General features: G+C 40.8%; 21 protein-coding genes. All 21 read right to left on the bottom strand.

Annotated elements, in window-relative coordinates:
- Nucleotides 1-62: 62 nt before the first annotated feature.
- Nucleotides 63-608 carry an outer spore coat protein CotE gene (cotE, locus tag QR42_RS08260; protein ID WP_039178732.1) on the bottom strand — a complete coding sequence of 182 codons (546 nt, stop codon included), beginning with the start codon at nucleotides 606-608 and terminating at the stop codon, nucleotides 63-65.
- Nucleotides 609-1,075: 467 nt separating this feature from the next.
- Nucleotides 1,076-1,510, bottom strand: coding sequence for a regulatory iron-sulfur-containing complex subunit RicA (locus QR42_RS08255; RefSeq protein ID WP_008358013.1), 435 nt, complete (start codon nucleotides 1,508-1,510; stop codon nucleotides 1,076-1,078).
- Between the two features lies 1 nt (nucleotide 1,511).
- Nucleotides 1,512-3,038: a tRNA (N6-isopentenyl adenosine(37)-C2)-methylthiotransferase MiaB gene (miaB, locus tag QR42_RS08250; protein ID WP_034281907.1), complete on the bottom strand. Its 1,527-nt coding sequence runs from the start codon at nucleotides 3,036-3,038 to the stop codon at nucleotides 1,512-1,514.
- A gap of 149 nt (nucleotides 3,039-3,187) precedes the next feature.
- Complete coding sequence (locus tag QR42_RS08245; protein ID WP_126681849.1) at nucleotides 3,188-4,369, bottom strand: glycine C-acetyltransferase; 1,182 nt, start codon at nucleotides 4,367-4,369, stop codon at nucleotides 3,188-3,190.
- Nucleotides 4,366-5,430 (bottom strand): L-threonine 3-dehydrogenase, encoded by a 1,065-nt coding sequence (gene tdh / locus QR42_RS08240; RefSeq protein WP_039178727.1) that lies wholly within the window; start codon nucleotides 5,428-5,430, stop codon nucleotides 4,366-4,368. The genes QR42_RS08245 and tdh overlap by 4 nt, the downstream gene beginning before the upstream one ends.
- A gap of 173 nt (nucleotides 5,431-5,603) precedes the next feature.
- A complete protein-coding gene (locus QR42_RS08235; protein WP_039178725.1) occupies nucleotides 5,604-8,648 on the bottom strand; it encodes an efflux RND transporter permease subunit in 3,045 nt (1,014 codons plus the stop codon).
- A gap of 202 nt (nucleotides 8,649-8,850) precedes the next feature.
- Nucleotides 8,851-9,111, bottom strand: coding sequence for a stage V sporulation protein SpoVS (spoVS, locus tag QR42_RS08230; RefSeq protein WP_003211281.1), 261 nt, complete (start codon nucleotides 9,109-9,111; stop codon nucleotides 8,851-8,853).
- A 201-nt stretch (nucleotides 9,112-9,312) separates the two neighbouring features.
- On the bottom strand, nucleotides 9,313-10,107 hold the full coding sequence (locus tag QR42_RS08225; RefSeq protein WP_039178723.1) for a TIGR00282 family metallophosphoesterase: 795 nt from the start codon (nucleotides 10,105-10,107) through the stop codon (nucleotides 9,313-9,315).
- Nucleotides 10,108-10,197: 90 nt separating this feature from the next.
- Nucleotides 10,198-11,760, bottom strand: coding sequence for a ribonuclease Y (rny, locus tag QR42_RS08220; protein ID WP_003211958.1), 1,563 nt, complete (start codon nucleotides 11,758-11,760; stop codon nucleotides 10,198-10,200).
- Nucleotides 11,761-11,993: 233 nt separating this feature from the next.
- Complete coding sequence (locus QR42_RS08215) at nucleotides 11,994-13,169, bottom strand: serine hydrolase domain-containing protein (protein WP_039178720.1); 1,176 nt, start codon at nucleotides 13,167-13,169, stop codon at nucleotides 11,994-11,996.
- A gap of 142 nt (nucleotides 13,170-13,311) precedes the next feature.
- On the bottom strand, nucleotides 13,312-14,355 hold the full coding sequence (gene recA / locus QR42_RS08210) for a recombinase RecA (protein ID WP_039178719.1): 1,044 nt from the start codon (nucleotides 14,353-14,355) through the stop codon (nucleotides 13,312-13,314).
- A gap of 179 nt (nucleotides 14,356-14,534) precedes the next feature.
- The gene (locus tag QR42_RS08205; protein WP_039178717.1) at nucleotides 14,535-15,785 is read right to left on the bottom strand and encodes a competence/damage-inducible protein A; all 1,251 of its coding nucleotides are present in this window, start codon (nucleotides 15,783-15,785) and stop codon (nucleotides 14,535-14,537) included.
- A 16-nt stretch (nucleotides 15,786-15,801) separates the two neighbouring features.
- Nucleotides 15,802-16,383 (bottom strand): CDP-diacylglycerol--glycerol-3-phosphate 3-phosphatidyltransferase, encoded by a 582-nt coding sequence (pgsA, locus tag QR42_RS08200; RefSeq protein ID WP_039178715.1) that lies wholly within the window; start codon nucleotides 16,381-16,383, stop codon nucleotides 15,802-15,804.
- 75 nt (nucleotides 16,384-16,458) lie between these two features.
- On the bottom strand, nucleotides 16,459-17,358 hold the full coding sequence (locus QR42_RS08195; RefSeq protein ID WP_039178712.1) for a helix-turn-helix domain-containing protein: 900 nt from the start codon (nucleotides 17,356-17,358) through the stop codon (nucleotides 16,459-16,461).
- A gap of 23 nt (nucleotides 17,359-17,381) precedes the next feature.
- Nucleotides 17,382-18,173 (bottom strand): DUF3388 domain-containing protein, encoded by a 792-nt coding sequence (locus QR42_RS08190; protein ID WP_003211480.1) that lies wholly within the window; start codon nucleotides 18,171-18,173, stop codon nucleotides 17,382-17,384.
- Nucleotides 18,174-18,304: 131 nt separating this feature from the next.
- Complete coding sequence (locus tag QR42_RS08185; protein WP_024424114.1) at nucleotides 18,305-18,562, bottom strand: DUF3243 domain-containing protein; 258 nt, start codon at nucleotides 18,560-18,562, stop codon at nucleotides 18,305-18,307.
- 73 nt (nucleotides 18,563-18,635) lie between these two features.
- Nucleotides 18,636-19,364: an elongation factor P 5-aminopentanone reductase gene (ymfI, locus tag QR42_RS08180; protein WP_039178709.1), complete on the bottom strand. Its 729-nt coding sequence runs from the start codon at nucleotides 19,362-19,364 to the stop codon at nucleotides 18,636-18,638.
- Nucleotides 19,365-19,395: 31 nt separating this feature from the next.
- Complete coding sequence (locus tag QR42_RS08175; RefSeq protein WP_039178706.1) at nucleotides 19,396-22,515, bottom strand: MMPL family transporter; 3,120 nt, start codon at nucleotides 22,513-22,515, stop codon at nucleotides 19,396-19,398.
- Complete coding sequence (locus QR42_RS08170; RefSeq protein WP_039178702.1) at nucleotides 22,493-22,969, bottom strand: MarR family winged helix-turn-helix transcriptional regulator; 477 nt, start codon at nucleotides 22,967-22,969, stop codon at nucleotides 22,493-22,495. Before QR42_RS08170 ends, QR42_RS08175 begins: the two co-directional genes overlap by 23 nt.
- Before the next feature lie 153 nt (nucleotides 22,970-23,122).
- Entirely contained in the window at nucleotides 23,123-24,415 is a 1,293-nt protein-coding gene (gene yfmH, locus QR42_RS08165; RefSeq protein WP_039178701.1) for an EF-P 5-aminopentanol modification-associated protein YfmH, read from the bottom strand.
- On the bottom strand, nucleotides 24,412-25,692 hold the full coding sequence (gene yfmF, locus QR42_RS08160) for an EF-P 5-aminopentanol modification-associated protein YfmF (protein WP_039178698.1): 1,281 nt from the start codon (nucleotides 25,690-25,692) through the stop codon (nucleotides 24,412-24,414). Before yfmF ends, yfmH begins: the two co-directional genes overlap by 4 nt.
- Between the last annotated feature and the right edge of the window lie 24 nt (nucleotides 25,693-25,716).

Below are 25,716 nucleotides of genomic sequence, written 5' to 3'. Positions count from 1 at the left end.
TCACCTTTTTTCTCCTAGATTAGGCACAAAAAAACTAGGGGGATATGCGCCCTAGTCATTCCTTACTCTTCTGGATCACCTGCTAGGAACTCTGGATGAATATCCTCTAACTCCTCATCCACTTCTTCTTCCCACTCGTGATCATCTTTTTCTTTCCAGTCTGAATTGACCTCTACAACAATTTTTGTTTCACCGACTACCTCAGCAATGAACTCTCGCTCTGCCTGAACGATAATTTTATTGCCATTTGGAGAAATGGTCACTTCTAAGCAATTGGGCTGCTGCAAAACTTTCGCAATCACTTCGTGCTCATCATCAAGAAAATTTTTATCTTTATATCTCAGTTTAATGATGTCTACATACTTCACACGCTCTGTGACGACTTCTGTTTTCGTGTTGTCAGCGTAAGAGTACCATACGTTAATATCAAATGTTCCTTCGATCTCAACCGTTTTACCGACCTTTTCAGCATCATACTTATGATTAATGATCCAACCACCTAGGATGCTGGTTGGTTTTTGCGATGGAGAAATGGTGTGTGTGCTTTGGGTGAATTTCCTCCCTTTTGCAACCACCGCTTTTGTAATAATTTCTCTGTATTCAGACATTCCGGCATGCCTCCTTGTTCTTGATCGTTTTATCTTATGCTGGGCATTCGTCTAGTGTGTCACGATTTTGAACTTCATGTTCAATTAAATTCATTTCTGTTTCAGTGTATGCATGGTCGCCCATAAACTTGCCTTGAAAATTGGAAAAGTTGGAGAGTGAGAGATTGGGGTTGACTGAAATGGTGTCATTTGATGTAATAAAGATAGTAGCCCTTCTTTATATAGGGAGGGGATTTTATGAGAGAGTTTCATATTGTAATAAATATTTTTGGATTAAGTATTAAGTTTCAATTCAAATCTTTTAATCTGTAGAATCAATTCATTTTTAGTTGATAACACTTCAATATAATATTTATTTTTTACGAAATACAAGGGCTACTGCATCAACAACAAAATGTTGATGCAGTAGCAAAATACAAATAACATATAATCTATATAATAAAAAACCCCGCATCTGCGGGGTTTTCTCATTTAATGGAGCAACTTGGTGATGAGTTTTTCACTTTTGAACCGGTTTCTCCTAATAAGAGGTCACCGCCGGTTGAAAGAATGATTTCATCTGTTACTTGATTCGAAATTGTGTGCGCTACAAGCTGAAGTAGGGAATTGACTTCCATTTGTGATTCTTTGAATTCTTGAATGACTGGGATGTCATCCAGTTCTTCTTGCAGGGCATCGATTTTTTCTTCGACTTGCTTTAAGGCTTCATGTTTGCCGTAATGCTTTAAGTTCACAGCTTGTTTTTGAAGCGCCTTAATTTGATTAATGATCGTTGAAATTTTTGTATTTTCATTGATTTGCGCTTCTGCTTTTTTGAAGAAATCAACTTCTTCCGTTTCAGAAATCATTTTAGCGAGCTCTCTTGCGCGCTCGACAATCTCTTTCTTTGAATAAAGTGTCATTTTAATTCACCTCGATAGCTTCTCCAACCATTTCTCCGTCAAGAGACCAAGTTTTGGCTTGTGTGATTTTCACTTTGACGATGTTGCCAATCGCTTCTTTTGGTGCTTTAAAATTCACAAGCTTGCTTTTACTTGTATATCCGGCTAGGATCTCAGGGTTATTTTTACTTTCACCCTCTACTAATACTTCGACAATCTGCCCTTCATATTCCTTCATTTTTTTCGCAGAAATTTCATTCACAAGTGCATTTAAGCGCTGCAGACGTTCTTTTTTCACACGCATTGGCACGTTGTCTTTCATTTTCGCTGCCGGCGTTCCTTCTCTTGGAGAATAAATGAACGTATAAGCGGCATCAAACTCAACCTCGCGATAGAGGGAAAGTGTTTCTTCAAACTGCTCATCTGTTTCATTTGGGAACCCAACAATAATGTCCGTTGTTAATGAAGCATTCGGCATAGCTTCTTTGATTTTGCGCACAAGATCAAGGTAGCGCTCACGGTCATATTTTCTCGCCATAAGCTTCAGCACAGAAGAACTTCCGGATTGTACTGGCAGATGAATATGATCAAGAAGATTTCCGCCCTTGGCTAGCACTTCAATTAAGTGATCATCAAAATCACGCGGGTGACTTGTTGTAAAACGGATACGTGGAATATCAATTTTTCGCAGCTCATCCATCAGGTGGCCAAGACCATATTCCATATCTTCAAAATCTTTTCCATATGCATTCACGTTTTGACCAAGAAGGGTAATTTCCTTATATCCTTCTGCTGCTAAACGTCTGACCTCTTGAATAATTTCATCTGGGCGGCGGCTTCTTTCCTTGCCGCGCGTATAAGGCACGATACAGTATGTACAGAATTTATCACAGCCGTACATAATATTCACCCAGCCCTTGATTTTACCTTGACGGGCTCTCGGAAGGTTCTCAATCACATCGCCTTCTTTTGACCAAACCTCAATCACCATTTCTTTTGAAAGGTAACATTCAGATAACAGCTCTGGCAGGCGGTGAATGTTGTGCGTGCCGAAAATCAAATCAACAAATGGGTGTTTCTTCAAAATACGGCTCACGACAGATTCTTCTTGTGACATACATCCGCATACACCTAAAATTAAATCTGGCTTTTCGCGTTTTAATGCTTTTAAATGACCAAGCTCTCCAAACACTTTATTTTCTGCATTTTCACGAATAGCACAAGTGTTTAATAAGATGACATTTGCATCTTCCGTTGAATTTGTTGGTTCATAGCCAAGCGCCATAAAAATACCAGCCATCACTTCTGTGTCATGCTCATTCATTTGACAGCCATATGTGCGAATATAAAACTTGCGGCCGTTCCCTAACCCTTGAAACTGCTCGTCAATTTGAAATTGATTGTATTCGACTTCTTCTTTACCCCGTTTTTTTGCATCTTTTAAGGAAGGCGGAATGTACACAGCTTCAAAATATTTGCTGTAGTCCTTCTCGGATTTTTTGTCCGATGAACTTACTTGTCCGCTCGCTTTTCTCTGCTCTTCATTCATGAATTTGTACTCCTTTCAAACCAAGTTCCACCCTACAGTATAGACTATTTTGTGATGAATTGAAAATAAATCATATACGGTTCTTCTATGAAAATTGTCTATTAGTCATAACCATTTTTCATAAAAAGAAAAAGAGAGCCTGCGCTCTCTCAATCAAGTATGTTTAGTTTTTTTGCTTCTTCTTCAATGATTGTCAGTGCCCGGTCTAGTTCTTCTTTTGTGTGCTCGGCTGTGATGATGGCTCTAATTCTTGCCTTGCCTTTTGCTACTGTTGGGAAGGCGATGCCTTGAGCAAACACACCTCGTTCTATTAAAGCTTTTGAGAAACGAAAAGTAAGTGCTTCGTCTCCAATCATGATTGGGATAATCGGTGTCTCTGTTGGGGCGACTTGAAATCCAAGGCTGATGACCTTTTCTTTAAAATAAGCGGCGTTCTCCCAAAGTGTATCGATTCGCTCCGGTTCATCTAACAGCACTTCAATCGCTTCTTCACACGCTCTAGTCACAGCTGGCGGATGTGAGGTGCTGAATAAAAACGGTCTTGCTTTATGTTTTAAATAATCAATTAAAACCGCTGAACCAGCTACGTAACCGCCGAGCACGCCAACAGCCTTACTAAGGGTCCCGACCTGAATGTGCACTCTGCCGTCGAGTTTAAAATGGTTGACCGTCCCGCGGCCATTCTCGCCAAGCACGCCCGAGGCATGCGCATCGTCTACCATGACAAATGCATCATATGCTTCTGCTAGCCTGACGATTTCAGGAAGTGGCGCGATATCACCATCCATTGAGAAAACACCGTCTGTTACGATGAGACGGACGCGATAATTCATTGATTTTTTCAAAATCTTCTCCAGCTCTTCCATATTGGAATGACTGTATACCTTTTTATCTGCTTTGGTTAATCGGATTCCATCAATAATTGAGGCATGATTCAGTTCATCCGAAATGACAATATCATCTTTTGTTAGGATACTTGATAAAACCCCTTGGTTGGTCGTAAAGCCTGATTGGAACACAAGGGCTGCCTCTGTCTTTTTAAATGCAGCAAGCTTTTTTTCAAGACGTTCATGCATTGTCATTGTGCCGGCGATGGTTCGAACGGATCCTGTACCCGCTCCGAATTCATCAATCGCCTCTTTTGCTGCTTTCATCAGCCTTGGGTGCGAGGTGAGGCCTAAGTAGTTATTTGATGAGAGTTGTATAACAGATTGTTCATTTAATGTAACAGTGGATGATTGTTTTGAGTCGATCTCTTTTAAGGTTTGGTGGGTGCCTTGCTGCTTCATTGTTTCCAATTCATCTTGTAAATACGTGAATTCCTTCATCATTTCTTCCCCCTTTGATATGATGGCATCATCAGTACGACTTTTCCGCACGTACCATTCCGCATGAGTTCAAAACCCTTTTCGAACTCTTCAAATGGCAGTGTGTGAGTGACAACTGGCTTTACATCAATGGTATTCGTTCTTAACAGCTCAGATACTTGACGCCACGTCTCAAACATTTTTCTCCCCGTGATCCCTTGCACAGTTAATCCCCTAAAAACAATTTGGTTCGTAATATCAATTGTCACTGGCCGTTCTGGCAAGCTTAGTATATTGACTTTTCCTCCATTTGCACAAGCTTCGAGTGCTTGATTAATGGCAGCTGGATGACCTGACATCTCACACATCACATCTGCCCCTTCCATCCGCGTGAGCTGCTTAATCATCGCGACTGGATCATCTTTCCCAATATCCACGATATGATCTGCACCCATTTTTCGGGCAAGATCGAGCCTGTATTCATTTTTATCAACGGCGAACACTTGAACAGCTCCAGAAGCTTTTGCGACAGCGATTGCCATTAAACCGATTGGTCCGCAGCCAAAAATCGCCACAGATTTACCTGAAACAGGTGTGTGCAGTACTGTATGGACAGCATTTCCTAGCGGCTCTTGTATAGAGGCAAGTTCAACTGGCATTTGAGCCGGATTATGCCACACATTTTGTTCAGGTATTTTGACATATTCAGCAAAACAGCCATCAATGTCTACCCCTAAAATTTTCGTTTCACTGCACAAATGCTGCTGCCCTGTTAAGCACATATAACATTGATTACATACAACATGCGTCTCAGCCGATACAAAATCCCCTACTTTTGCTCGTGAGACCTGCTTCCCCACTTTGACAACTTCCCCTGTAAATTCATGACCAAAAATGTAGGGCGCTTTGACTCGCCCCTTAGCCCAGTCATCCCAATTATAAATATGCACGTCTGTTCCGCATATCGAAGTGGCTTTCACCTTTATCAATACTTCATGATCTTTGATTTCTGGAATCGGCATCTCCGTCAGCACCGCTCCGTAAGCGCTTTCTTTTTTAACAATTGCTTTCATCGTTCCACACATGACGTACAACCCCTTTGTTAAAAAACTTCTCCCAATCAGATTTTAACACGACTTATTTTAGTCGTAAACACCACTGTCTACTAGATAAAGACAAATGAACACCCCACATATTTTTTTAGATATTTTCTAAAAAAAAAAGCAAATCTCCGGTTGAGAGGAGATTGCTTTCATCGTCAGCGTTTCTTTGAAACGGCAACATATAGGGCTGGCACAATAAATAATGTCAGAATCGTTGAGAAAAAGACACCTGATACAATGCAGATGGCCAGCGGCTTAAAGAGTGGATCATGACTTAATGCAACAGGCATTAATGCAACTAATGCCGTAAATGCTGTTAAAAGTATCGGTCTAATCCTTGCTCTTCCCGCTTCAATGACGGCTGTCTGTTGATCAAATCCTTGCTTGCGCCGCTGTTCAATAAATTCGAATAAGACGACCGCATTTCGAACGACAATACCAGCCAATGAGACAATTCCCATTGTTGCCATAAAGCTGAATGGCGTTTGTGTGACAAACAGTCCGATAATGGCTCCTGATACGGCTAAGTAAACCGTTCCTAGAACTAACAGTGGAAGCATTAATGAATTGAACTGGAATGCGATGGTCACGTAAATGAGCAGCAGGACAACCGCAAATAAGAGACTAATTTCAATAAAGAACTGGGTCTGATTTTCATTTTCTCCACCTTGTGAAATGGTCAAATCCTTCGCTGCCGCGCTTTTCCCCACTTGATTAACGACTTCTTTCATATCGTCTTTAAACGAATCTGATGCGCCGGGATACGCCTTTAGCGTAATGGTTGGAACTCCATTTTCATGTGGAATGCTTTCATACTGCTCTGTTTCTTTGTCTGTTACATATCGGCTAAGCGGCTCAAGTTGAGGCATACCACCCTCGTTTGTCTTCACAGGCACTTTCAATTCTTTTAGCTTTAAACCATTTTGATGTGTACCTGTATCCTGTTTTACCACTAAATCGATATCATTTGTTCCTTGTTTAAAGGTACCTAATGGAATCCCTTCTGTCACAAGCCCAAGCTGTCTGCTGACAAATTGAGCACTGAGCCCATCCTCTGCCATTCGCTCACGGTTTAATTCAAAGGAGATCGTTTTTACCGGCTTATTGACATCATCTGTAATCAAGCTTGCTCCTTTGTCTTTCATTTCATTTGTCAGCGTTTCTTTGACATCAATGAGCTTTGTGAAAGAGTCACCTGCAACTGTTACTGTTACTGGCGCTCCAGTGGGCGGTCCTTGAACAATAGTTTTCATAAAGAGATCAGCCTCTTTGAATTTCTCTCGCAAAGGCTCGGTCATACGATCTATCAATGCCTTACTTGTCATCTGATCATTGTCTACTCTTACAACAATCTGACCAGTGTGGTCACTTGCATTTGAAATACTTTCATTAAACAGATTCGGCACCCCGCCGCCTGCAAAAATCGCCGTTTCTTCAATGCCTTTTTGCTGCTTAATTTCTTGTTCTATTTTCTTTAGTGTTTCATTTGTTTTGTCTAATGTTGTTTCACTTGGAAGCGTGACCGTGACGACCACTTCTTTCTTATTCGCCGCAGGGAAAAATTCAAATGGTGTGACGAAAATAAGTAAAAAAGCAAGCGTTGCAACAAGCAAGCCACTTAGTCCAATAACGAGCGGCCGCTTCACAATGTTTTTCAGCACACGGTCTGCATAGAAATCCGCCAGCTTTTTTAATGGTTTTCCTAGAAAGCCCGGCTCTTTTTCACTCTTCTTGTTCTTTCTTTTCCTGTTCATAGTATATTGATAGACCGGCACAAGTGTCAGTGAAATCACCATGGACGCAAGCACAGTCGTTACTAGAACAGACGGTAGTGCCCGAATAAATGAACCGTTTGCACCTGATAAGAAAAGAAGCGGCAGGAAAGCAAATACAACAGCAAGTGTTGATGTCAAAATGGACCCTGCGACTTCTTTTACGCCAGCAATTGTTCCTTTAAGCGGACTTTCGTATTTTTTCATTTGTCTTAAAATATTATCATTGACGACAATCGCATCATCGACAAGTATCCCTAAGGCAATGATAAAGCCGATGATCGAAATTTGATTGAGATCCACTTGTAAAAATGGCAGCGGAATGGTTCCAATTGTAATGGATAGCGGAATGGCGAGTGAAACGATAAACGCCCCGCCAATCGTGAGTCCAAGTGTAGTAACGATAATGACCGCGATGACTGCAACAATGGCTTCTTTTATTAAATCATTGAAAATGGCATCCACTTCACTTTTTTGTGAATAGTAGTCTACCCACTCCACCCCATTTGGCAGCTGCTTTTCTTTCTCAATGACATCATTGACTTTGTCATACATTTTAGGAATATCAAGCCCTGGTTTAATATTCACTGTAAATGAATAGGCGGGCTTTCCGTTATAGGACACAATATCACTTTTCTCTTTTTCTACTTCTTTTAAGCTGCCAAGCTGACTAATTTTGACCGGCTCTCGTTTTGTTTTTGAGAAAAGCTCAATTTTTTTGACTTGATCTAAGCGGTCATATGTATCGATGGACAGCTTGACCTTCTCTTTACCTGCCCGAATATCGCCTAGTGGAGATGTATCAAATTCCTGATTGATGGCATTTGTGACATCAGTTACATTGAACCCTTCACCCTCCAGCTTGTTTGAATCTAAGTTTAATATCGCTTGTTTGTCATTGAAGCCTTTGATAACGACATTGTCTACCCCTTTGATGTCCTCTACTTTTTTCTTTAATGCACGCAGCGATTTCTGACTCTTTGCTAAGTCCGATGATTGACTCGACACAATCATATAAGAACCAACGGGTACGCTGCCGAACTCATCCTTTACATCCGGCTCCATCACTCCGTCAGGAAAAGATGACGCAGCACTTGTCGTTTCATTCTTAATTTGACTTGCCACCTTTTGAAAGTCGGCTTGATCCTCAATTTCAAGCACAATATTTGAGAAACCAATGGCAGAAACCGAGCTCGTTTTCTCTACCCCATTGATATCAGATAAAGCTGATTCCAGCTTATTGGTGACGTCTCTTTCCACCTGTTTTGCATCTGCACCAGGGAAAACGGTAGAAATCGTGACGAGATTCGCCTCGAATTCTGGCAGTTCTCGTTTAGGAAGCTGCGTGAATAAATAGCCGCCAGCAATGAGAACGATAAAAAATAAAATCAAAACAAGCTTTCCTCTTTTCAAAAAAGCTTCAAACATTATTTCACCTACTTAAATATTTATTTTTGATGAAGTAAATTCAACTTAATCTTAATTTATCATCATGGTGAAAAAATGCAAGCTCTAATATGTCATTTTTATCTATTTCACGAACTGAATATGTTATATAAGAAATGTATAGCGGTAAACAAAAACAACCTGCTTACATGATGTAAGCAGGTTGAAAATAATAAAATTAGAATTATCGTGGCTCAACAATCAATTTGATGGCTGTTCTTTCTTCTCCATCGATCAGAATGTCAGTAAAGGCTGGAATGCATATCAAATCCACTCCGCTTGGCGCAACAAATCCCCTTGCAATGGCGACAGCCTTAACCGCCTGATTCAGTGCTCCAGCGCCGATTGCTTGTATTTCTGCTGCACCGCGTTCACGTAAAACGCCCGCTAATGCTCCTGCTACTGAATTCGGATTTGACTTTGCTGAAACTTTTAAAATTTCCATTTCTGCTCCCCCTTAAATTTACAATGGATAAGTGAGTGTTCATTAGAACAATCTTTGTTAGATGATGCTATTTTTTGAAAATCCATCCCCAAAATGTTTTTCAAAAATAGCAGGCTACCTACCATTTTTACTATATTCACGATAGAGGGCGCATATTCCTTCTTTCTGATTAATATTTTTCTGAAATAAATATGTGAACATTTATTCAAAGAAAATATGGTCATCATTTATCAAAATTCGATCAATTTTGACAGCTTTTTTCGACTGTTCGTCAATTTCTACGATGACTGCACTTAACGTTGTGCGGCCTTCTGCAATTTCAAACCGGACTGGAAGACTTGTTTTGAATCGTTTAATAATCGTTTCTCGGTCAACACCTAAAATGCCATCATAAGGTCCTGTCATCCCAACATCTGAAATATACGCAGTTCCTTTTGGCAATACGCGGTTATCTGCTGTTTGAACATGTGTATGCGTTCCAACGACACATGATGCACGGCCATCTGTATACCAGCCCATTGCTTGCTTTTCACTTGTGGCTTCACCATGAAAATCAATAAAAATAAACGGTGTCCGTTTGGATGCTTCCTCAATTAATTCATCTACTTTTTGAAATGGGCAGTCAATTGGCGGTAAAAACGTACGTCCTTGCAGGTTGATGACAGCCAATTCTTTTCCTTGTTTTTTAATAAACGTGAGACCTTTTCCAGGTGTGCCTTCTGGGAAGTTAGCAGGACGGACCATATGGGCTGCGTCATCGATGAAATCGAAAATATCTCTTTTATCCCAAGTATGGTTGCCCATTGTGAGCACATCAGCTCCTGCTTGCAGGAGCTCATGATAGATTTTTTCAGTCAGGCCTTTCCCGTGAGCAGCATTTTCTCCGTTGACAATGGTAAAGTGCGGCTGATATTTTTTCTTCAGCTTTGGCAAGTATTCTTTCAGTGTGTCTCTGCCAGGTGAACCGACGATATCTCCAACAAATAATATTTTCATGCGCTTTTGAACCCTTTCTCTTATAAATTGATCTTCTTATCAGTGTTGCATATTTACACAAAAAAATAAAGCGGCGCTAAGCGCACCGCTCTATTTTGCATACTCTACTGCGCGAGTTTCTCGAATGACTGTCACTTTAATGTGACCAGGGTAATCGAGCTCGTCCTCAATTCGCTTACGAATATCCCTTGCTAGACGGTGAGCTTCAAGATCATTAATTGAATCTGGCTTCACCATAATACGTACTTCACGTCCAGCCTGTATCGCAAACGATTTTTCAACACCTTCATAAGATTCAGAGATATCTTCTAATTTCTCAAGTCTCCGAATGTAATTTTCAAGCGTCTCACTTCTTGCACCAGGGCGTGCTGCAGATAATGCATCAGCTGCCGCAACAAGAACAGCGATAATAGATGTCGGTTCTTGGTCACCGTGGTGAGAGGCAATACTGTTGATGACAACAGGATGCTCTTTATATTTCGTCGCAAGCTCAACGCCAATTTCTACGTGGCTTCCTTCTACTTCATGATCAATGGCTTTTCCAATGTCATGCAGAAGACCTGCTCGTTTTGCAAGCTTTGCATCTTCTCCAAGCTCTGAAGCCATGAGACCTGCAAGATGTGCAACCTCAATTGAATGCTTCAGGACATTTTGTCCATAACTTGTACGGAATTTCAAGCGGCCGAGAATTTTGATAAGATCCGGATGCAGACCGTGAACTCCGACTTCGAATGTCGTTTGCTCACCCATCTCGCGGATATAATCATCGACTTCACGGCGTGATTTTTCCACCATTTCTTCAATTCGTGCAGGATGAATGCGGCCATCCTGGACTAGCTTGTCCAGAGCTATCCTCGCTGTTTCACGTCTAATCGGATCAAAGCCCGATAGGATAACAGCTTCAGGTGTATCATCTATGATCAAGTCAATACCAGTTAACGTTTCTAACGTACGGATATTTCGTCCTTCACGTCCGATAATACGACCTTTCATCTCATCATTTGGAAGATTGACTACAGATACCGTTGTTTCAGCTACATGATCAGCTGCACAACGCTGTAACGCAAGTGAAAGAATGTTTTTCGCCTTTTTGTCAGCCTCTTCTTTCGCTCGGTTTTCAGATTCTTTCGTCATGACTGCAATGTCGTGGGAAAGCTCATTTTCAACTTGATCCAGAATGATTTGTTTCGCTTCATCTCGAGTTAGACTTGAAATGCGTTCCAACTCGGCTTTCTGCAAACGAATCATATCATCCACTTTGCTTTCCATCTCTTCAATATGTTGTTGTCGTTCATTCAGAGAATGATCTCTCTTCTCCAACAGGGACTCCCGTTTATCTAAAGATTCGTCTTTGCGATCAAGATTTTCCTCTTTTTGAAGTAAACGGTTTTCTTGTCTTTGAAGCTCATTTCGTCTTTCACGAACTTCTTGCTCCGCCTCTACACGAAACGAATGAATTTCATCTTTCGCTTCCAAGAGCGCTTCTTTCTTCAATGCTTCCGCATCACGCTTTGCATCCTCAACAATTTGTTCGGCCATGTTTCTTGCGCCGGATATTTTTGCTTCTGCAATGGTTTTACGAACAAAGTAGCCAACAACTAAACAGATTAGGCTCAGCAAAATGGAGATGATCGTAAACATCGTAGGCGACATATTTTCACCTCCTCTTGCTATGAACTTGGTTTTACAAATAAAGTGTCGGCATGTACATTGTTTTGTGTCTCAACATACAGGGCCTTCACAGGGAATGAGATCCTCACTGCCCTTGTCAAGTTTAAATTAGTTATCAATCATGTTAAGAAAAACAAGTGATACATTCCCATTGTAATTGTGTCGGAAATACTTGTCAAGCTAGCTATCTTAGCGTTTGCAAAAGCAGATCAGAATTATTCTTGATTCAGCAGCTGATATACTTTATTGTTCACTTGGCCCAGTTTAGTGTTATTTTGTATATTGGAGAACAAAACAACGATGGTTTGACCAGATTTGCTAAAGCTGTTCAAAATGTTGAAGCCCGGCATGACACCATGGCTTGAATAGCTACCGGGAGCAACATAAAATCCCATTCCGTATGTGGAGCTGCTTCCTGGCGTAAACATCTTTTTATAGCTCTTCTGCGAATACAGTTTGCCGTCAATCAGGGCTTGGTCAAATTTGTACATATCTATAGCACTCATATAAATATCTCCAGCACCGTACAGCTGAGATAGATCGGGCATATACGGTGTAACCGCTTTGCTGCCTTTCAGCTTATACCCGACAGCAGGATAAGGTTCTTTTTTATATGTTTTGTAAAAGCCTGCATGCGTCATTCCCGCCGGTTTAAAAATATGATTCTTTATATATTGTTCATAGGACTCACCGCTTACTTCAGCAACAATATAAGCAAGAACAGAATAGTTGGAATCCTTGTAGCCCCATACGCCCGGCTGACGATTAATTCCCTGACGTTCTATGTCTTTTATTAATTCGTCCGGAGTAATTGCGCCGTTTCCTTCAATATGTCCGTTTATTCCCGATGTATGTGTCAGCAGATTTTTCAAAGTAATTGTATGTCCGTTAGGGAAATGAGGTAAATACGTGCTTACCGGATCACTTGTCCGGAGTTTCCCCTTTTCCTCAAGCTGTAAAATGGCGGTTGCAATCAGCGCTTTTTGTGACGAACCGACATAAAAAGATGTTGATGGATTATTTCGAATTTTTCGTTTACGGTCTGCATAGCCAAAACCTTTATTTATTATGATTTCTCCATTGCTAACAATCATGGCTGTTCCGCTGAAACCGATCTTATTTAAATAACTGCTGATTTTGTGATTGCGGTCCACTGTTTTGATTTGTTCCTTTGATATTTTGGCGGTTTTCCTTTTGACTTCTTTTTTCTGGCTGTTTTCTAAAGCTACTGCAGTTTTTTGAAACGGGTTTTTTTCTTCACTAGTTCGATGAAGCACATTCCACATCGTAAAGCAAATCATCGCTGCTAAAAAAACAAGCACAATTTTTCCCTTCTGACTTGGTTGTTTCCGGCTACGTTTTGCATTTCTTCTGCGGGTCGGGCTTGTCATTATTTTTTCCTCCCAAAATAAATTCCATTTTGTACACTTTAGACGGATGAAGTACTGAAAAAGTTGTCGAAAGTTTTTTGCAAAATAAAAAAGGCTGAGTTTTTCACTCAGCCTTTTTTATCATTTCATACTAATTTAATTTTTATTCTAATTCTAATTGTTCTAGCGCCTCTTCAGATTCTTGCTGCGTTACTCCGTTAGTATCCAAGCCGTAATGTTCACGAATTTGCTCCTGGATCATCAGCATGATATCTTTATTTTCTTTTAGGAACTGTTTCGCATTTTCACGGCCTTGTCCAAGACGTTCCTCTTGGTAAGAATACCAAGCGCCGCTCTTTTGTACGATATCTAGTTCGCTTCCAAGGTCGATGATTTCTCCCTCTTTTGAAATCCCTTCACCGTACATAATGTCTACTTCCGCAATACGGAATGGCGGTGCTACTTTGTTTTTGACCACTTTAATTCTCGTTTTATTCCCCATAATGTCATTGCCTTGTTTCAGCTGTTCAGCACGGCGCACTTCTAAACGAACAGATGAATAGAACTTTAGCGCACGTCCACCAGGCGTTGTTTCAGGGTTACCAAACATGACACCAACTTTTTCACGAATTTGGTTAATAAAGATGGCAATTGTTTTTGATTTGTTGATAGCACCTGATAGTTTACGAAGTGCTTGAGACATCAAACGCGCTTGAAGACCAACGTGTGAATCACCCATGTCTCCTTCAATCTCTGCTTTTGGTACAAGAGCAGCTACAGAGTCAATCACAACAATATCAACTGCCCCACTGCGGACAAGAGCTTCTGCAATTTCAAGTGCTTGCTCTCCTGTATCCGGCTGAGAAAGTAACAGTTCATCAATGTTGACACCTAGTTTTTGAGCGTAAACTGGATCGAGTGCATGCTCTGCATCAATAAATGCAGCTTGTCCTCCCTGCTGCTGAACTTCAGCAATGGCATGAAGGGCTACTGTCGTTTTACCAGAACTCTCTGGACCATATACTTCGATAATACGGCCTCGGGGATATCCGCCTATTCCAAGCGCAGTATCAAGTGCTAACGAACCACTAGGTACTGTTGAAATACGTGTATCTGTTTGCTCTCCTAGTTTCATAATAGAGCCTTTACCAAACTGTTTTTCTATTTGTTTAAGAGCCATATCTAAGGCTGCTTGACGATCACTCATTCTATTGTTTCCTCCTTTATCAATTCCACTATCTATACTATACCTTGTTTTACGTCATTTGCCAAGAAAAAAACGAACACATATTCGATTTTTTTCTTGGCCGATTTTTTAAGAAAAGAGTGTTTTCTATTAGAAAAAAACGCTCTTTTATAAAGGAGTAAACCTAACAAAAAACAAAATTAACTCTCTTTTAATAAGTTGAGTAAGTGATGCAGACCATATTTCACAGCGCGCTTTCGAATGCCCGACCGGCTGCCCGTAAACATCCATTCAAACACGTCCGTCTGGTCTTTCGTGGATAATCCAATGAATACTTTTCCAACAGGCTGACCCTCTTGGGAATCAGGTCCTGCTACACCCGTAAAGCTAATGCCAATATCACTTCCGGTCAGCTTTCTAACCCCTTCAGCAAGCTCTAAAGCGCACTCTTTGCTGACAGCACCATAAGAAGACAGTGTTTCCTCCCGGCAGCCAAGTACCTGCTGCTTTACTTGGTTTGTATAACAAACCACACTTCCGTTCAAAATGGATGATGCCCCTTCGAGATCTGTCAGCCATTCGGAGAACATTCCACCAGTCAGACTTTCTGCTGCTGCTACTGTTTTCCCGTGCTCGTGCAAGGCTTTGGACGCTTCGCGGACAAGCGATGTATCCCCATATCCGTAGAAGTACTCTCCTACCCGCGCTAAAATTTGCGCTTCTGTTTCTTTTAACAGACGCTCTGTTTCTTTTTCATCCTCATGCTTAGCAGTCAACCTTAGCGTCACTTCACCGTCAGATGCGAGTGGTGCAATCGTCGGGTTGGTTTGAGCATCAATTAAATCTTCTAGGTCTGTTTCAAGCTGCGATTCACCGATTCCGAAGAAGCGCAGAACAACAGACACAATTTTTTCCTTTAAGCCAAGCTTCTCAGAAATCAGCGGCTTTGCCTCGTTTTCAAACATCGGGTGCAATTCACTTGGCGGTCCAGGAAGAAGTATATAAAACGTATCGTCTTCTTGAACAAACATACCTGGGGCCATCCCGAAACGGTTCACGAGCACATCTGATCCTTCTAGAACGAGTGCCTGCTTACGATTGTTCGGTGACATATCGCGGCCGGTCTTTCGAAAGTAGTCTTGAATCGATTCAAATGCTTCTTCATTTAGTACAAGCTCTTTACCGAGCGTACTCGCAATTGTTTCTTTTGTTAAGTCATCTTTGGTTGGTCCAAGACCACCTGAGAAGATAATAAAATTAGATCTTTCCTGCGCCACCTGAATGGCCTGTTTTAAACGCTCTGGATTGTCACCAACTGCTGTGTGGTAATAAACATTCACACCAATTTCAGCTAGTTGTTTGCTGATGAATTGTGCATTCGTATTCGTAATTTGCCCTAGCAAGAGTTCGGAACCGACTGCAATAATTTCTGCTTTTCTCTCTGACTTCAAAGCGTACACGTCCTTTTTAGTTAGAATTCTTTAAAGCTTCCCAGTTTTTTGCAAAGTAATCCCAGCCTGAGACAACAGTGAAGAACACCGCTACCCACATCGCTAGATCACCAAACGGGAATGATACAAGTTCAAACGGCAGGTTATGCAGTAAAAGTGCTGAAATCGCAATGATTTGCGCCCATGTCTTCACTTTTCCAAGCATATTCGCCGCCACTACTTCACCGCCTCCAGCTAATACAAGTCTTAGACCTGTTACAGCAAATTCACGGCTGATGATCACAATCGCCATCCATGCCGGTGTGAGGTGGTATTGAACAAGTATAATTAAAGCAGCTGAAACAAGCAATTTATCTGCAAGCGGATCTAAAAATTTACCAAAGTTCGTCACTAAATTAAGTTTACGTGCGTAGTAGCCATCAATCCAGTCAGTTGTTGATGCGACAATAAACAGGATCGCTCCAACAAGGTGCGTCACATCGATGCTGACGTCGCCAAAGCGTGCGACACCCCAATCAAACGGTGCAAGCATAATGATCATAAAAACAGGGATCAAGGCGATCCTAGAAAGAGTTATTTTATTCGGTAAGTTAAACATGAAATCCAATCCTCCAATAATGCAATTTTTTATGTATATATAATAGTAGGAACAAAAGAAAAGTCATCTACTTGCTTAAGATGACTTTTCCTTTCCTTTATTCACAATCACAATGTTTTGTGTCATGGTATTCTTAGGGTCTAATTCGTACTTAAGTGTCTCGTCATTTACCTTGATATCAATTCCAGACGCATTGCCTAGACGGATATCGACCTGAGAAAGATCAGACAGATCTGTTTTAAACGATTCGCCATCTTTTAGTTCACCCATCTTCAGCACTTTTCCAGATTCGTCTCTTACGCGCAGCCATGAAGCTTGGGAGGCAGAAATGGTTAACTCCATTTCGTCAGCACCTGATACTTCATACGTAGTCGTCGAGCCTTCTGTATTCGTCGCCTTTAAAGAGACCGTTTCATCGCCTTTTGATGAATCATCTTTTTTAGATGATTTTTCTTTATCATCTGACGAAGCTTTTTCTTTTTTCTTTTGATCTTTTGCAAGAGATGAATCCTCAGATACTTCATATTTAGATTCTGATTGCTGAGGAGCCGCCTGATTATTCTTCTGTCCGCTATCATGATTGACCGCCTGCACGATCACATAAATGATGGCGATGACCACAATGATGCCTCCAATAATTAAAATTGTCGGCAATAGTTCAAGCACTTTCGAGGCAGGCTTTGGCAGCTCTCTTTGCGGCTTAATATTCGATAATTTATCAGATACTTCATCATTGTACGTGCTTGGAACATCTTTACGAAACTCTTCGAACAATTGTTCAGGATTCAGTCCAACGGCTTCGGCATATTGTTTAATAAACGCTCTGACGTAAAATTTACCTGGAATAATATCATAGTTTCCTTGTTCGATTGCTAGCAAATAGCGCTTTTGGATCTTGGTAACCGTCTGAAGATCCTCCAGCGACATCCCTTTTTCCTCTCTGGCCTCAACGAGCCGTTTTCCCAATTCAGTCAAAACAAACACCTACCATTACCATATTAAAAATCGAAGCCAGAAAAACCAGAATGATCAAACACTTGTGGTTCTTCAGCGTGTTCATATGTAATCTCTTCGTCTGCGCTATTACGCAATTCAATGATATAGTCGAAATCATCCATTGTATATTCTGAATTTTGAATAAAGATGTCTGGATGCTCGACCACCTTTGTTGCCGGCAGTCTCATAATTTCCCTTAAAAGCTGCAAATGCTTCTCAGAACCTCTTCTTGTCGACACAATTCCATCAATAATAAAGACGTTATCTGGGCTGTATTCATCTGCGATCAGCTGACTTCGGATCGTCTGTTTCAAAAGAGTAGACGATACAAACAGCCATCTCTTGCTTGCACAAACACTTGAAGCCACAATTGATTCTGTTTTTCCGACACGCGGCATACCGCGAATCCCAATCAATTTATGTCCTTCTTTTTTAAAGAGTTCAGCCATAAAATCAACAAGAAGACCGAGCTCGTCTCTTTCAAAACGGAACGTCTTTTTGTCATCCGCATCACGCTGTATGTATCTTCCATGACGAACAGCTAAGCGGTCACGAAGCTTTGGCTGTCTTAATTTCGTTACTTTTATCGTTTCCATTGTATTTAAAATTGATTCAAGCCGCTTAATTTGATCTGTGTGGTCACAGCGTAAAAGCATTCCGCGTCTTGATACATCAACACCATTGATTGTCACAATATTAATTGAAAGCATCCCCATTAGAGAAGAAATGTCTCCTAAAAGTCCGGGACGGTTTACCTGTATCTCATATTCAAAATACCATTCGAGCTTTGCCAAATGATATTACCCCCTTCATTGTGGCAAATTTTTACCTTCCTTTATCATAAAGCATTTTCACATTTTTAGAAAGCACAATGTTGTGAAACGGTTAAAATAAAAAGAGAGGCACAAACGACCTCTCTTTTTGTTTAGTGCGAGCTATTATTTTCAACTAGCTTGACCATCATATTTGCAATGGCACGCTGCTCATCTTCTGATGCAACGCTCCAAAGGTCAGCAAGTACTCTTTCCTGCTCGTTCTTTGCCTCAACTTCGTTAGCTAGATATCCGCCAATTTCATATGCAAGGTTATTGATGGTCTCATCTTCTAAACCTTTATCCTGCGCATGATTTAAGCGATCACCTAAAAAGTTTTTCCAATGGTCCCAGTTCTCAAGTACAGACATGTCGATTCCTCCATTCGAAAAGATGAATTACAGCCATAGCTTTTGTCATGGAGAGACGAATTATACACGTTTTTTAACAGTACCAGCCGCCATTAACAGATAAAATTTGACCTGTGATATAACTTGACTGTTTTGAGGCGAGAAACCAAATGACATCTGCAACTTCCTCAGGCGATGCAAGCCGGCCAAGCGGGATTTCTTCTTCCAGCATTGCGATGTCTTCCTGCGTAAAACTACTCATCATGTCTGTTTTGACAGCACCTGGTGAGACAGCATTTGCTCTAATTCCACTTGGGGCAAGCTCTTTTGCTAATCCTTTTATAAACGCATTTTGCGCACCTTTGACCATGCTGTACAGCACTTCACACGATGCTCCCGTTTCTCCCCATATCGAGCTGACCGCAATGATATGGCCTGCTTTCTTTTGGATCATGGCAGGTAAAAGGGATTGGGTAAGCTCATATGGACTTGTAACATGAAGCTGCACCATACTGGCTAATACATCTTTTTCTGTGTCTGTCACCAATCCGACATGGCTCCTGCCGCTATTTAAAACAAGTATATCTGGACAGAGCGGCAGGCGGCTGACAAGCTCATCTGCTCCGCCCGTTATAGCTAAATCTGCTTGAACGACATGCGTCTGAATGTGATATGCCTCATCCAAATGAGCGGCGAGGCGCATAGCTGCCTGTTCATTTTTATGATAATGAAGCATTAGGTTGCAGCCTTCTTGGGCAAGCTTTTTGGCTGCTGCCTGCCCAATCCCGCCACTGGCACCTGTTATCAGCGCCCAACGACTCATCACATTGATTCCTTCTTTCTATATGGGATACCTATTCTTTTCGTTTAAATGGGAACCAGTTGGCTGATCCGAACAATTTTACCATTACAGGTACGAACAATGGTAGCACAACGAGTGCGTACAATAAAAGTCCTGTGAGGACAAGTGTTGCAATCTGCAAGAGAGACAGCACACCTGATGGAAGCATTGCGGCAAATGTTCCTGCCAGAATAACAGCAGCAGACATAATGACAGATCCCATATTTTTCATTGATTCGGTCATGGCAAACTGGATGTCTTTTGTTTTGTATTCATTGAATCGCTCCATTAAGAAAATCGAATAATCGACTCCGAGCGCCATTAATATGACAAATCCAAAGAATGGTACAGCCCAGTTAATGCCTGGATATCCGAAGAAATGGGTGAAAATAAATTCTGTTATACCGATTGCTGTAAAGTAAGTCAATATGAGTGAACCTACCAAGTACAGCGGCATAACAAGCGAACGGAACAAGATCACCAAAATAAGGAAAATACCAATCATCATGTAAAGCACTGTCTTATTGAAATCTTGATCTGACAGCTGTTTCAGATCAGCGTTCATACTTGATACACCTGAAACGCCAAATGACGCATCTTTTAGGTTTGTTTCAGGAAGTGCCCTTTCAACAGAAGCTTCCACTTGTTTTATTGTCGACAGAGCTTCATTTCCATATGGATTTTTTTCTAAAATGACATCAATTTTTGTCATCTTGCGATCATCTGACATGTATGAATCAAATACTTGCTTGAACGCTTTATTTTTTAAGACGTCTTTTGGAATAAACCAGCCGGCCATGTCTTGATCTGGTGCATTTTTCAGTTCATCTAAGTAGTCACCTGCACCCATTAAGCCGCTCGAAATTTTCTCCAGTCCATTAACACTTTTGTTCAGGCCATCTGTCAGCTTTGTCAGATCATCCCCAAAGCCGCCAATCTTTTCTTTCATTTGCTTTTGACCATTAATGATGTCGCCCGCTCCATTTGCAAGCTTTGGCATATTATCAGCTAATTGTCCTTGGCCTTTTGACGTTTGATCCAGTCCAGTTTCAACTGCATCTAAGCCAGCAATGAGTTCATCGATCTGACTCGTCAAGACTTTTTGCTGCTCTGAAGCTTTTGCGATAAAGGCATCAGCTGCTTCAAGCTGCTTTCTAGCTTCTTTCGCTTGTTTGGCATAGCTGTCTGCCTGTTTCGCCCCTTCTTGCAAGGTCGCAGAAAGTTCATTGTACGAAGCTTTGATCGCTTGATACGATTGATTTTCTTTTACCTGCGGGATTTGCTTTTCAAGTGTACTAAATTGTGTATTTGCTTGTTTGATTAACGCTTTTACATCTGCTGCGGCAGATGATGATGTATCCACTTGCGCTAATGCCGCCTTTAATTCTTTGGAAATGCTTTTATACAGTGAAACTTGCTGATTCACTTGTGCGACTTGAGCCGTTAATTCCTTTTTCGCACCTTTGATTTCATTTTTAATGGCTGCTACACCTTTTTTATTTTGGTCGATGCCGTTTTGCAATTTTCTTAAGGATTTTTCAACATTTTGAATCCCTGTTTGCACAGATTCAGTACCGGAAATCAATTGATTAATGCCTTTTCCTGATGATTTGATTTGCGGCGTTTGATCCTCAATGGATTGACTCATTGTTGTGAGTGCATCCTGAATTTTTTTCAATCCTTCATTGCTTTTATCAAGCCCTGTGTTCAGTTCCTTGGCTTGTGATTTCACGTACAGATCACTCAGCCCTTTACCGACAGGACGGGTAGCACTTCTGACTTTGCTGACGCCATCTGTTTGTTCAATTGCACGGCTGAGTTTTTCGATAGCAATCAGCCCTTCATTGTTGTCTAAAACATCAGCTGATTTCACGACCACTGTTGCCGGAAGTGCTTCACCCGGTCCAAACTTGTCAGAAATGGTATTGAATGCGTTGACCGATTCGTATTTGTTACCAATTTCATCTAAGCTGTTATAAGAAAGGGTTCCTTTATACATCAGAATTGGCGGAAGCGTAATGATTCCTACGATTAATAAGCTGAAAAGCGGTTTCTTAAATGAAAAGCGGCCTGCTGTTTCCCACATTTTTGACTGCGGGTGAGCAATATCGCCTTTAATCGGCCAAAATAACACCTTTCCTAAAACCGCCATAAAGAACGGTACAATCGTGAGAAGGGCCACAATGAGCACAGCAACCCCGACTGCTACTGCAACAGCTGATTTATAAAGCTGGAATTGTGCCAGACCAATACATGTAAAACCAATCAGAACCGCAATTCCGCTGAATAAGACGGTCTTTCCTGCTGTTTTATACGTAATGAGAATCGCCTCAATTTTATCTTTACCATGTGCGATCTCTTCCTTAAAGCGGCTGAGAAGCAGTATGCAGTAGTCCGTTCCAATTCCAAACATGATCGCGACCATAAAGATCTGAGTAAAGGTCGAGAGCGGAAAGTCTACATATTTTACTAAATAAGCCACGATCGATTGACTCACCAAGTAAGACAGTGCCACTGCGACTAACGGAACGAAAGGCGCCACAGCTGATCTAAAGACAAGAACAAGGACGACGAGAATAAACCCAATCGTAATGAATTCTGTTTTCTTCAAGCCTTCCTGCGAACTTGTGATAACATCATCATCAATTAACGGCTGCCCTGTCATTTCAAATTTCAGGTTTAAGCTTTTCAGCTTTTCATTGACTCTTTCTTTAAAATCGGATGCTTTGATTTTGTTTGAGTCATATGTAACTGGCACAAGAAGTGTCGTTTGATCTTTGGAGAGCATTTGTTTTTTAATATCTTTATTGGCTTCAAAGTAAGAAGTGATGTCCTCTATGTGGAGATCTTGATCCTTTTCTAAAATGTCCATTGCCTTTTTTAAAGAGGTTTCTCTTTCTTTCACAATGTTCTTTTCTTGAAAGACAATGACGATTGATTTTTCTGTATCCCCGTTTTCAGACATTTTCTTTAATAACTGATTGGCATATGAGGACGGATAGCCGTCTGGTACAGAAATTTGCCCTTTTTCTTTTGTTAATTGCGCCATATTAGGAGCGGTGATGAGTAACACCGCCGCTAATACGACCCACAGGATCGTGATCAGCCATCTACCCTTTATGATTGCTCTCATTAGTACTTTGTGCCTCCTCTTCGATGATCACTTGATAGATCTTTTCATATGTTTGAATAAATGATTCCATTTCTTTTTCTTCAAGCTTTTCAAAATAAGATCGAACTAGGTCTTGAAGCTGCTTTTCCATTCGGCTGACTACGTCTTTGCCCTCTGGCGTGACGTACAGGTGAACATTTCTTCTGTCAGCTTGATCATGTTCACGAAAAATATAGTTTCTCGTAAAAAGACGATTGGTCATAGATGTTACAGCACTTTTGTTTACATTACATACATAAGCCAGGTCCGTTGATGTACACCCCGGATGTAAATTGATGTATCGAAGGGAGTAATATTGATCAAGCGTCAGCTCTTTATCAAGCTTTTCTGTGATCATACTCGATACTTTTTTCTCCATCATGAGATAGACATCTGTATACCTCTGGATGAGCTGGGCAATTTTATTTTGTTCCATACGCTGCTCCTTTTTAGTTTAAGTGTTTAACTATTAAAGAGTTTAACTAACGAACAAAACAATTGTCAATGAATATCCTCGCAAATAAAGCGGCTTTTTCAATGAACATAAAAAAAGACAAACTCTGCCGATATGAGTTTGTCTTTTTAAAATTTATTTTGTTTTTGGGACGACTTTGAAAACGGACATCCGTTCTTCATCAATTTCTTCATCTAAAATTTGCTGAATATCAGCTAATTGAATTTGTTCCAGCACTGTGACGACATCAAATAAGCTCATGTCTAAGAATGCATATCGAGTAAATTGGTTCGCAATGTATTCTGGAGAATTCATGGCTTTTAAAAAGCTGCCGATTTTTTTCTTGCGTGCAAGCTCAATTTTCTCCTCTGTCATGAGGCTTTTTGCTTGAAGAAGGGTTTCTTTTAATACTTTTGCAAGTTGATCAGGATCATTTGTATCCCCGCCAACTGAAGTGAAGCCAAAGCCGCCTTCTTCTGTATAATCGTAGCTGAATGTTTCATCAATTAAGCCTTTTTCATACATCTGTTCATATTGTAATGAGCTTTTGCCAAACAGCGTCTCTAAAATGAGGTTCATCCCAAGCTCATGCTTTAGCAGCTGATTTCCTTTTTTATGCGGATTTTTTGTTTTCAACCCGAACATACATTTAGAGCCTTGTACGTTCATTGGAAGTTCGTATTCTTTCCGGTATACACCTTCAGGCTCATTGATGTCTTTTCGTTTGATCTCCGGCTGATCTGTAAATGGCTTTTTCGCCTGATTCGCTCTGACTTGATCTAAAATTTGCTTCGGATCAACGGGACCGACAACGAAAAGAAGCATATTGCTCGGGTGATAGAACGTTTCATAGCATTCATACAAATGATCTTTTGTAATAGGGGCAATGCTCTCTACTGTTCCAGCAATATCTATTCTCACAGGATGCTCTTGATATAAATTTTCAATCAGACCAAAGAATAAACGCCAGTCCGGATTGTCATCATACATGTTAATCTCTTGGCCAATAATACCCTTTTCTTTTTCGACTGTTTTTTCAGTAAAATAAGGCTCCTGAACAAAATCAATAAGTGTCTCAAGATTTTGTTCGACATTTGAGGTGCTTGAGAATAAATAAGCCGTTCTCGTAAACGTAGTAAAAGCGTTTGCGGATGCTCCTTGTTTACTAAAGGTATGAAACACATCTCCATCTTCTTTTTCAAACAGCTTATGCTCTAAGAAATGGGCTATTCCGTCAGGTACTCGAATCATGTCTTCTTTGCCAAGCGGCACAAATTCATTATCAACTGAGCCATATTTTGTTGTAAAGGTCGCATAGGTTTTATTAAACCCTTGCTTTGGCAGCACATAGACGTCAAGTCCGCTTTCCATTTTTTCGTGATAGACCGTTTCTTGCAGCTGATCGAATTGAATTGTTTTCACTGTCATGAAGCACCCTCCGTTCCTTTAAGAAAATAGGTCGTATCCCACTCGATTTTCTGACCCACTTTGATGATGTCCTCTTTTGTCACTTGGTCTAATGCTTCTAAAAAGGAATCAAGGGTTTCCCCAGTTGGTACAACGGCATGCTGATACAAATATTCTGCTGTCCCATAAGACGTATCGATCGTTTCAAGCAGTTGGTTTTTGACGACTGCTTTTGTTTGATCAATTGCTTCATCAGAAAAATCACCTTTTTGCATCGCTTCAAATTGTTCTTTGATGATGTCTACTGCCTGCTGGTAGTTGCCGACTTCAATTCCTGACATGACCATCATCAAGCCTTTAAAGCTCTCAAGTCTAGACACAGCGTAGTACGCAAGACTTGCTTTTTCACGAACATTGATGAATAGCTTAGAATGCGAGAAACCGCCGAATATACCATTAAACAAATGCAGCGCCGGATAATCTTTATCTGCAATCGTTGTATGTGTGCGAAAACCGATGTTCAGTTTGCCTTGTTTTACGTCCTCTTCATCAATGACTTTTTTTGGTTCATTTTGAGGTCTTGCTGATTCAGTCTGTTGTTTGACCGGTTCTCTTTCACTTGTTTTAAAGTATTGGGAGACCATTCGGCTGATGTCTTGTTCGTCAACATCTCCTACTACATAAAGATCAAGCTGGTTTGATTGAAGCGCATGCTCATAAGCTTCAAAGAGCGAGTGAGCGGTGATTGCGTCGATGTCTTCCATTTCACCATTGACGTGCAGTGCATATGGTTCACCTTTACACATTTCCTGCACGAGTCTTAAATTCGAATAACGCATTTTGTCATCATAGACTGCCTGAATTCGCTGTTTTAACGTGCGTTTTTCTTGATCTACATATAATTGACTAAACACCCCATCTTCAACATACGGGTGGAATAATAGGTCAGATAGTAAGGCAATCCCTTTTTCTAGTAAAGGGGTTTGATCCTTTAAATATTTTTCATTCGCCATTTCCAAGCGGAAGGTAATGATGTGATTCTCACCTTTTTTCGCCATGTCTGCTGAAACGGTTGCTCCATAGAGCTCATCAAAATAAGCACGCAATGCACCTGTTTTCGGCATCTTTTCTGTTCCTCTTAACAACACATGCGGGAAAAGAGAACGCATGGTGACGTCATCTTTGGATAACGGTGCAAGCATTTTAAAAAGGATTGTCACGGTTTTAAATTTTTCTGTTTTGACAATATGAGTATGAAGACCAGGTGTGTCCAGTGTCTTCTCTTGTAAGTACGTCATGAGAAACCTCCTTTGTTCATCCTA

Origin of the sequence: Bacillus sp. WP8 (assembly GCF_000800825.1) — a bacterium.
Taxonomy (GTDB): domain Bacteria; phylum Bacillota; class Bacilli; order Bacillales; family Bacillaceae; genus Bacillus; species Bacillus safensis.
The sequence above is the reverse complement of the archived record's forward strand: the minus strand, read 5'-3'. Positions and strand labels throughout refer to the sequence as shown.

Excerpts from the sequence above, each read along its gene's own strand:
- cotE (WP_039178732.1), bottom strand. The coding sequence starts at position 608 with ATGTCTGAATACAGAGAAATTATTACAAAAGCGGTGGTTGCAAAAGGG.
- QR42_RS08255 (WP_008358013.1), bottom strand. The coding sequence starts at position 1,510 with ATGACACTTTATTCAAAGAAAGAGATTGTCGAGCGCGCAAGAGAGCTC.
- miaB (WP_034281907.1), bottom strand. The coding sequence starts at position 3,038 with ATGAATGAAGAGCAGAGAAAAGCGAGCGGACAAGTAAGTTCATCGGAC.
- QR42_RS08245 (WP_126681849.1), bottom strand. The coding sequence starts at position 4,369 with ATGATGAAGGAATTCACGTATTTACAAGATGAATTGGAAACAATGAAG.
- tdh (WP_039178727.1), bottom strand. The coding sequence starts at position 5,430 with ATGTGTGGAACGATGAAAGCAATTGTTAAAAAAGAAAGCGCTTACGGA.
- QR42_RS08235 (WP_039178725.1), bottom strand. The coding sequence starts at position 8,648 with ATGTTTGAAGCTTTTTTGAAAAGAGGAAAGCTTGTTTTGATTTTATTT.
- spoVS (WP_003211281.1), bottom strand. The coding sequence starts at position 9,111 with ATGGAAATTTTAAAAGTTTCAGCAAAGTCAAATCCGAATTCAGTAGCA.
- QR42_RS08225 (WP_039178723.1), bottom strand. The coding sequence starts at position 10,107 with ATGAAAATATTATTTGTTGGAGATATCGTCGGTTCACCTGGCAGAGAC.
- rny (WP_003211958.1), bottom strand. The coding sequence starts at position 11,760 with ATGTCGCCTACGATGTTTACGATCATCTCCATTTTGCTGAGCCTAATC.
- QR42_RS08215 (WP_039178720.1), bottom strand. The coding sequence starts at position 13,169 with ATGACAAGCCCGACCCGCAGAAGAAATGCAAAACGTAGCCGGAAACAA.
- recA (WP_039178719.1), bottom strand. The coding sequence starts at position 14,355 with ATGAGTGATCGTCAAGCAGCCTTAGATATGGCTCTTAAACAAATAGAA.
- pgsA (WP_039178715.1), bottom strand. The coding sequence starts at position 16,383 with ATGTTTAACTTACCGAATAAAATAACTCTTTCTAGGATCGCCTTGATC.
- QR42_RS08185 (WP_024424114.1), bottom strand. The coding sequence starts at position 18,562 with ATGTCTGTACTTGAGAACTGGGACCATTGGAAAAACTTTTTAGGTGAT.
- ymfI (WP_039178709.1), bottom strand. The coding sequence starts at position 19,364 with ATGAGTCGTTGGGCGCTGATAACAGGTGCCAGTGGCGGGATTGGGCAG.
- QR42_RS08175 (WP_039178706.1), bottom strand. The coding sequence starts at position 22,515 with ATGAGAGCAATCATAAAGGGTAGATGGCTGATCACGATCCTGTGGGTC.
- QR42_RS08170 (WP_039178702.1), bottom strand. The coding sequence starts at position 22,969 with ATGGAACAAAATAAAATTGCCCAGCTCATCCAGAGGTATACAGATGTC.
- yfmH (WP_039178701.1), bottom strand. The coding sequence starts at position 24,415 with ATGACAGTGAAAACAATTCAATTCGATCAGCTGCAAGAAACGGTCTAT.
- yfmF (WP_039178698.1), bottom strand. The coding sequence starts at position 25,692 with ATGACGTACTTACAAGAGAAGACACTGGACACACCTGGTCTTCATACT.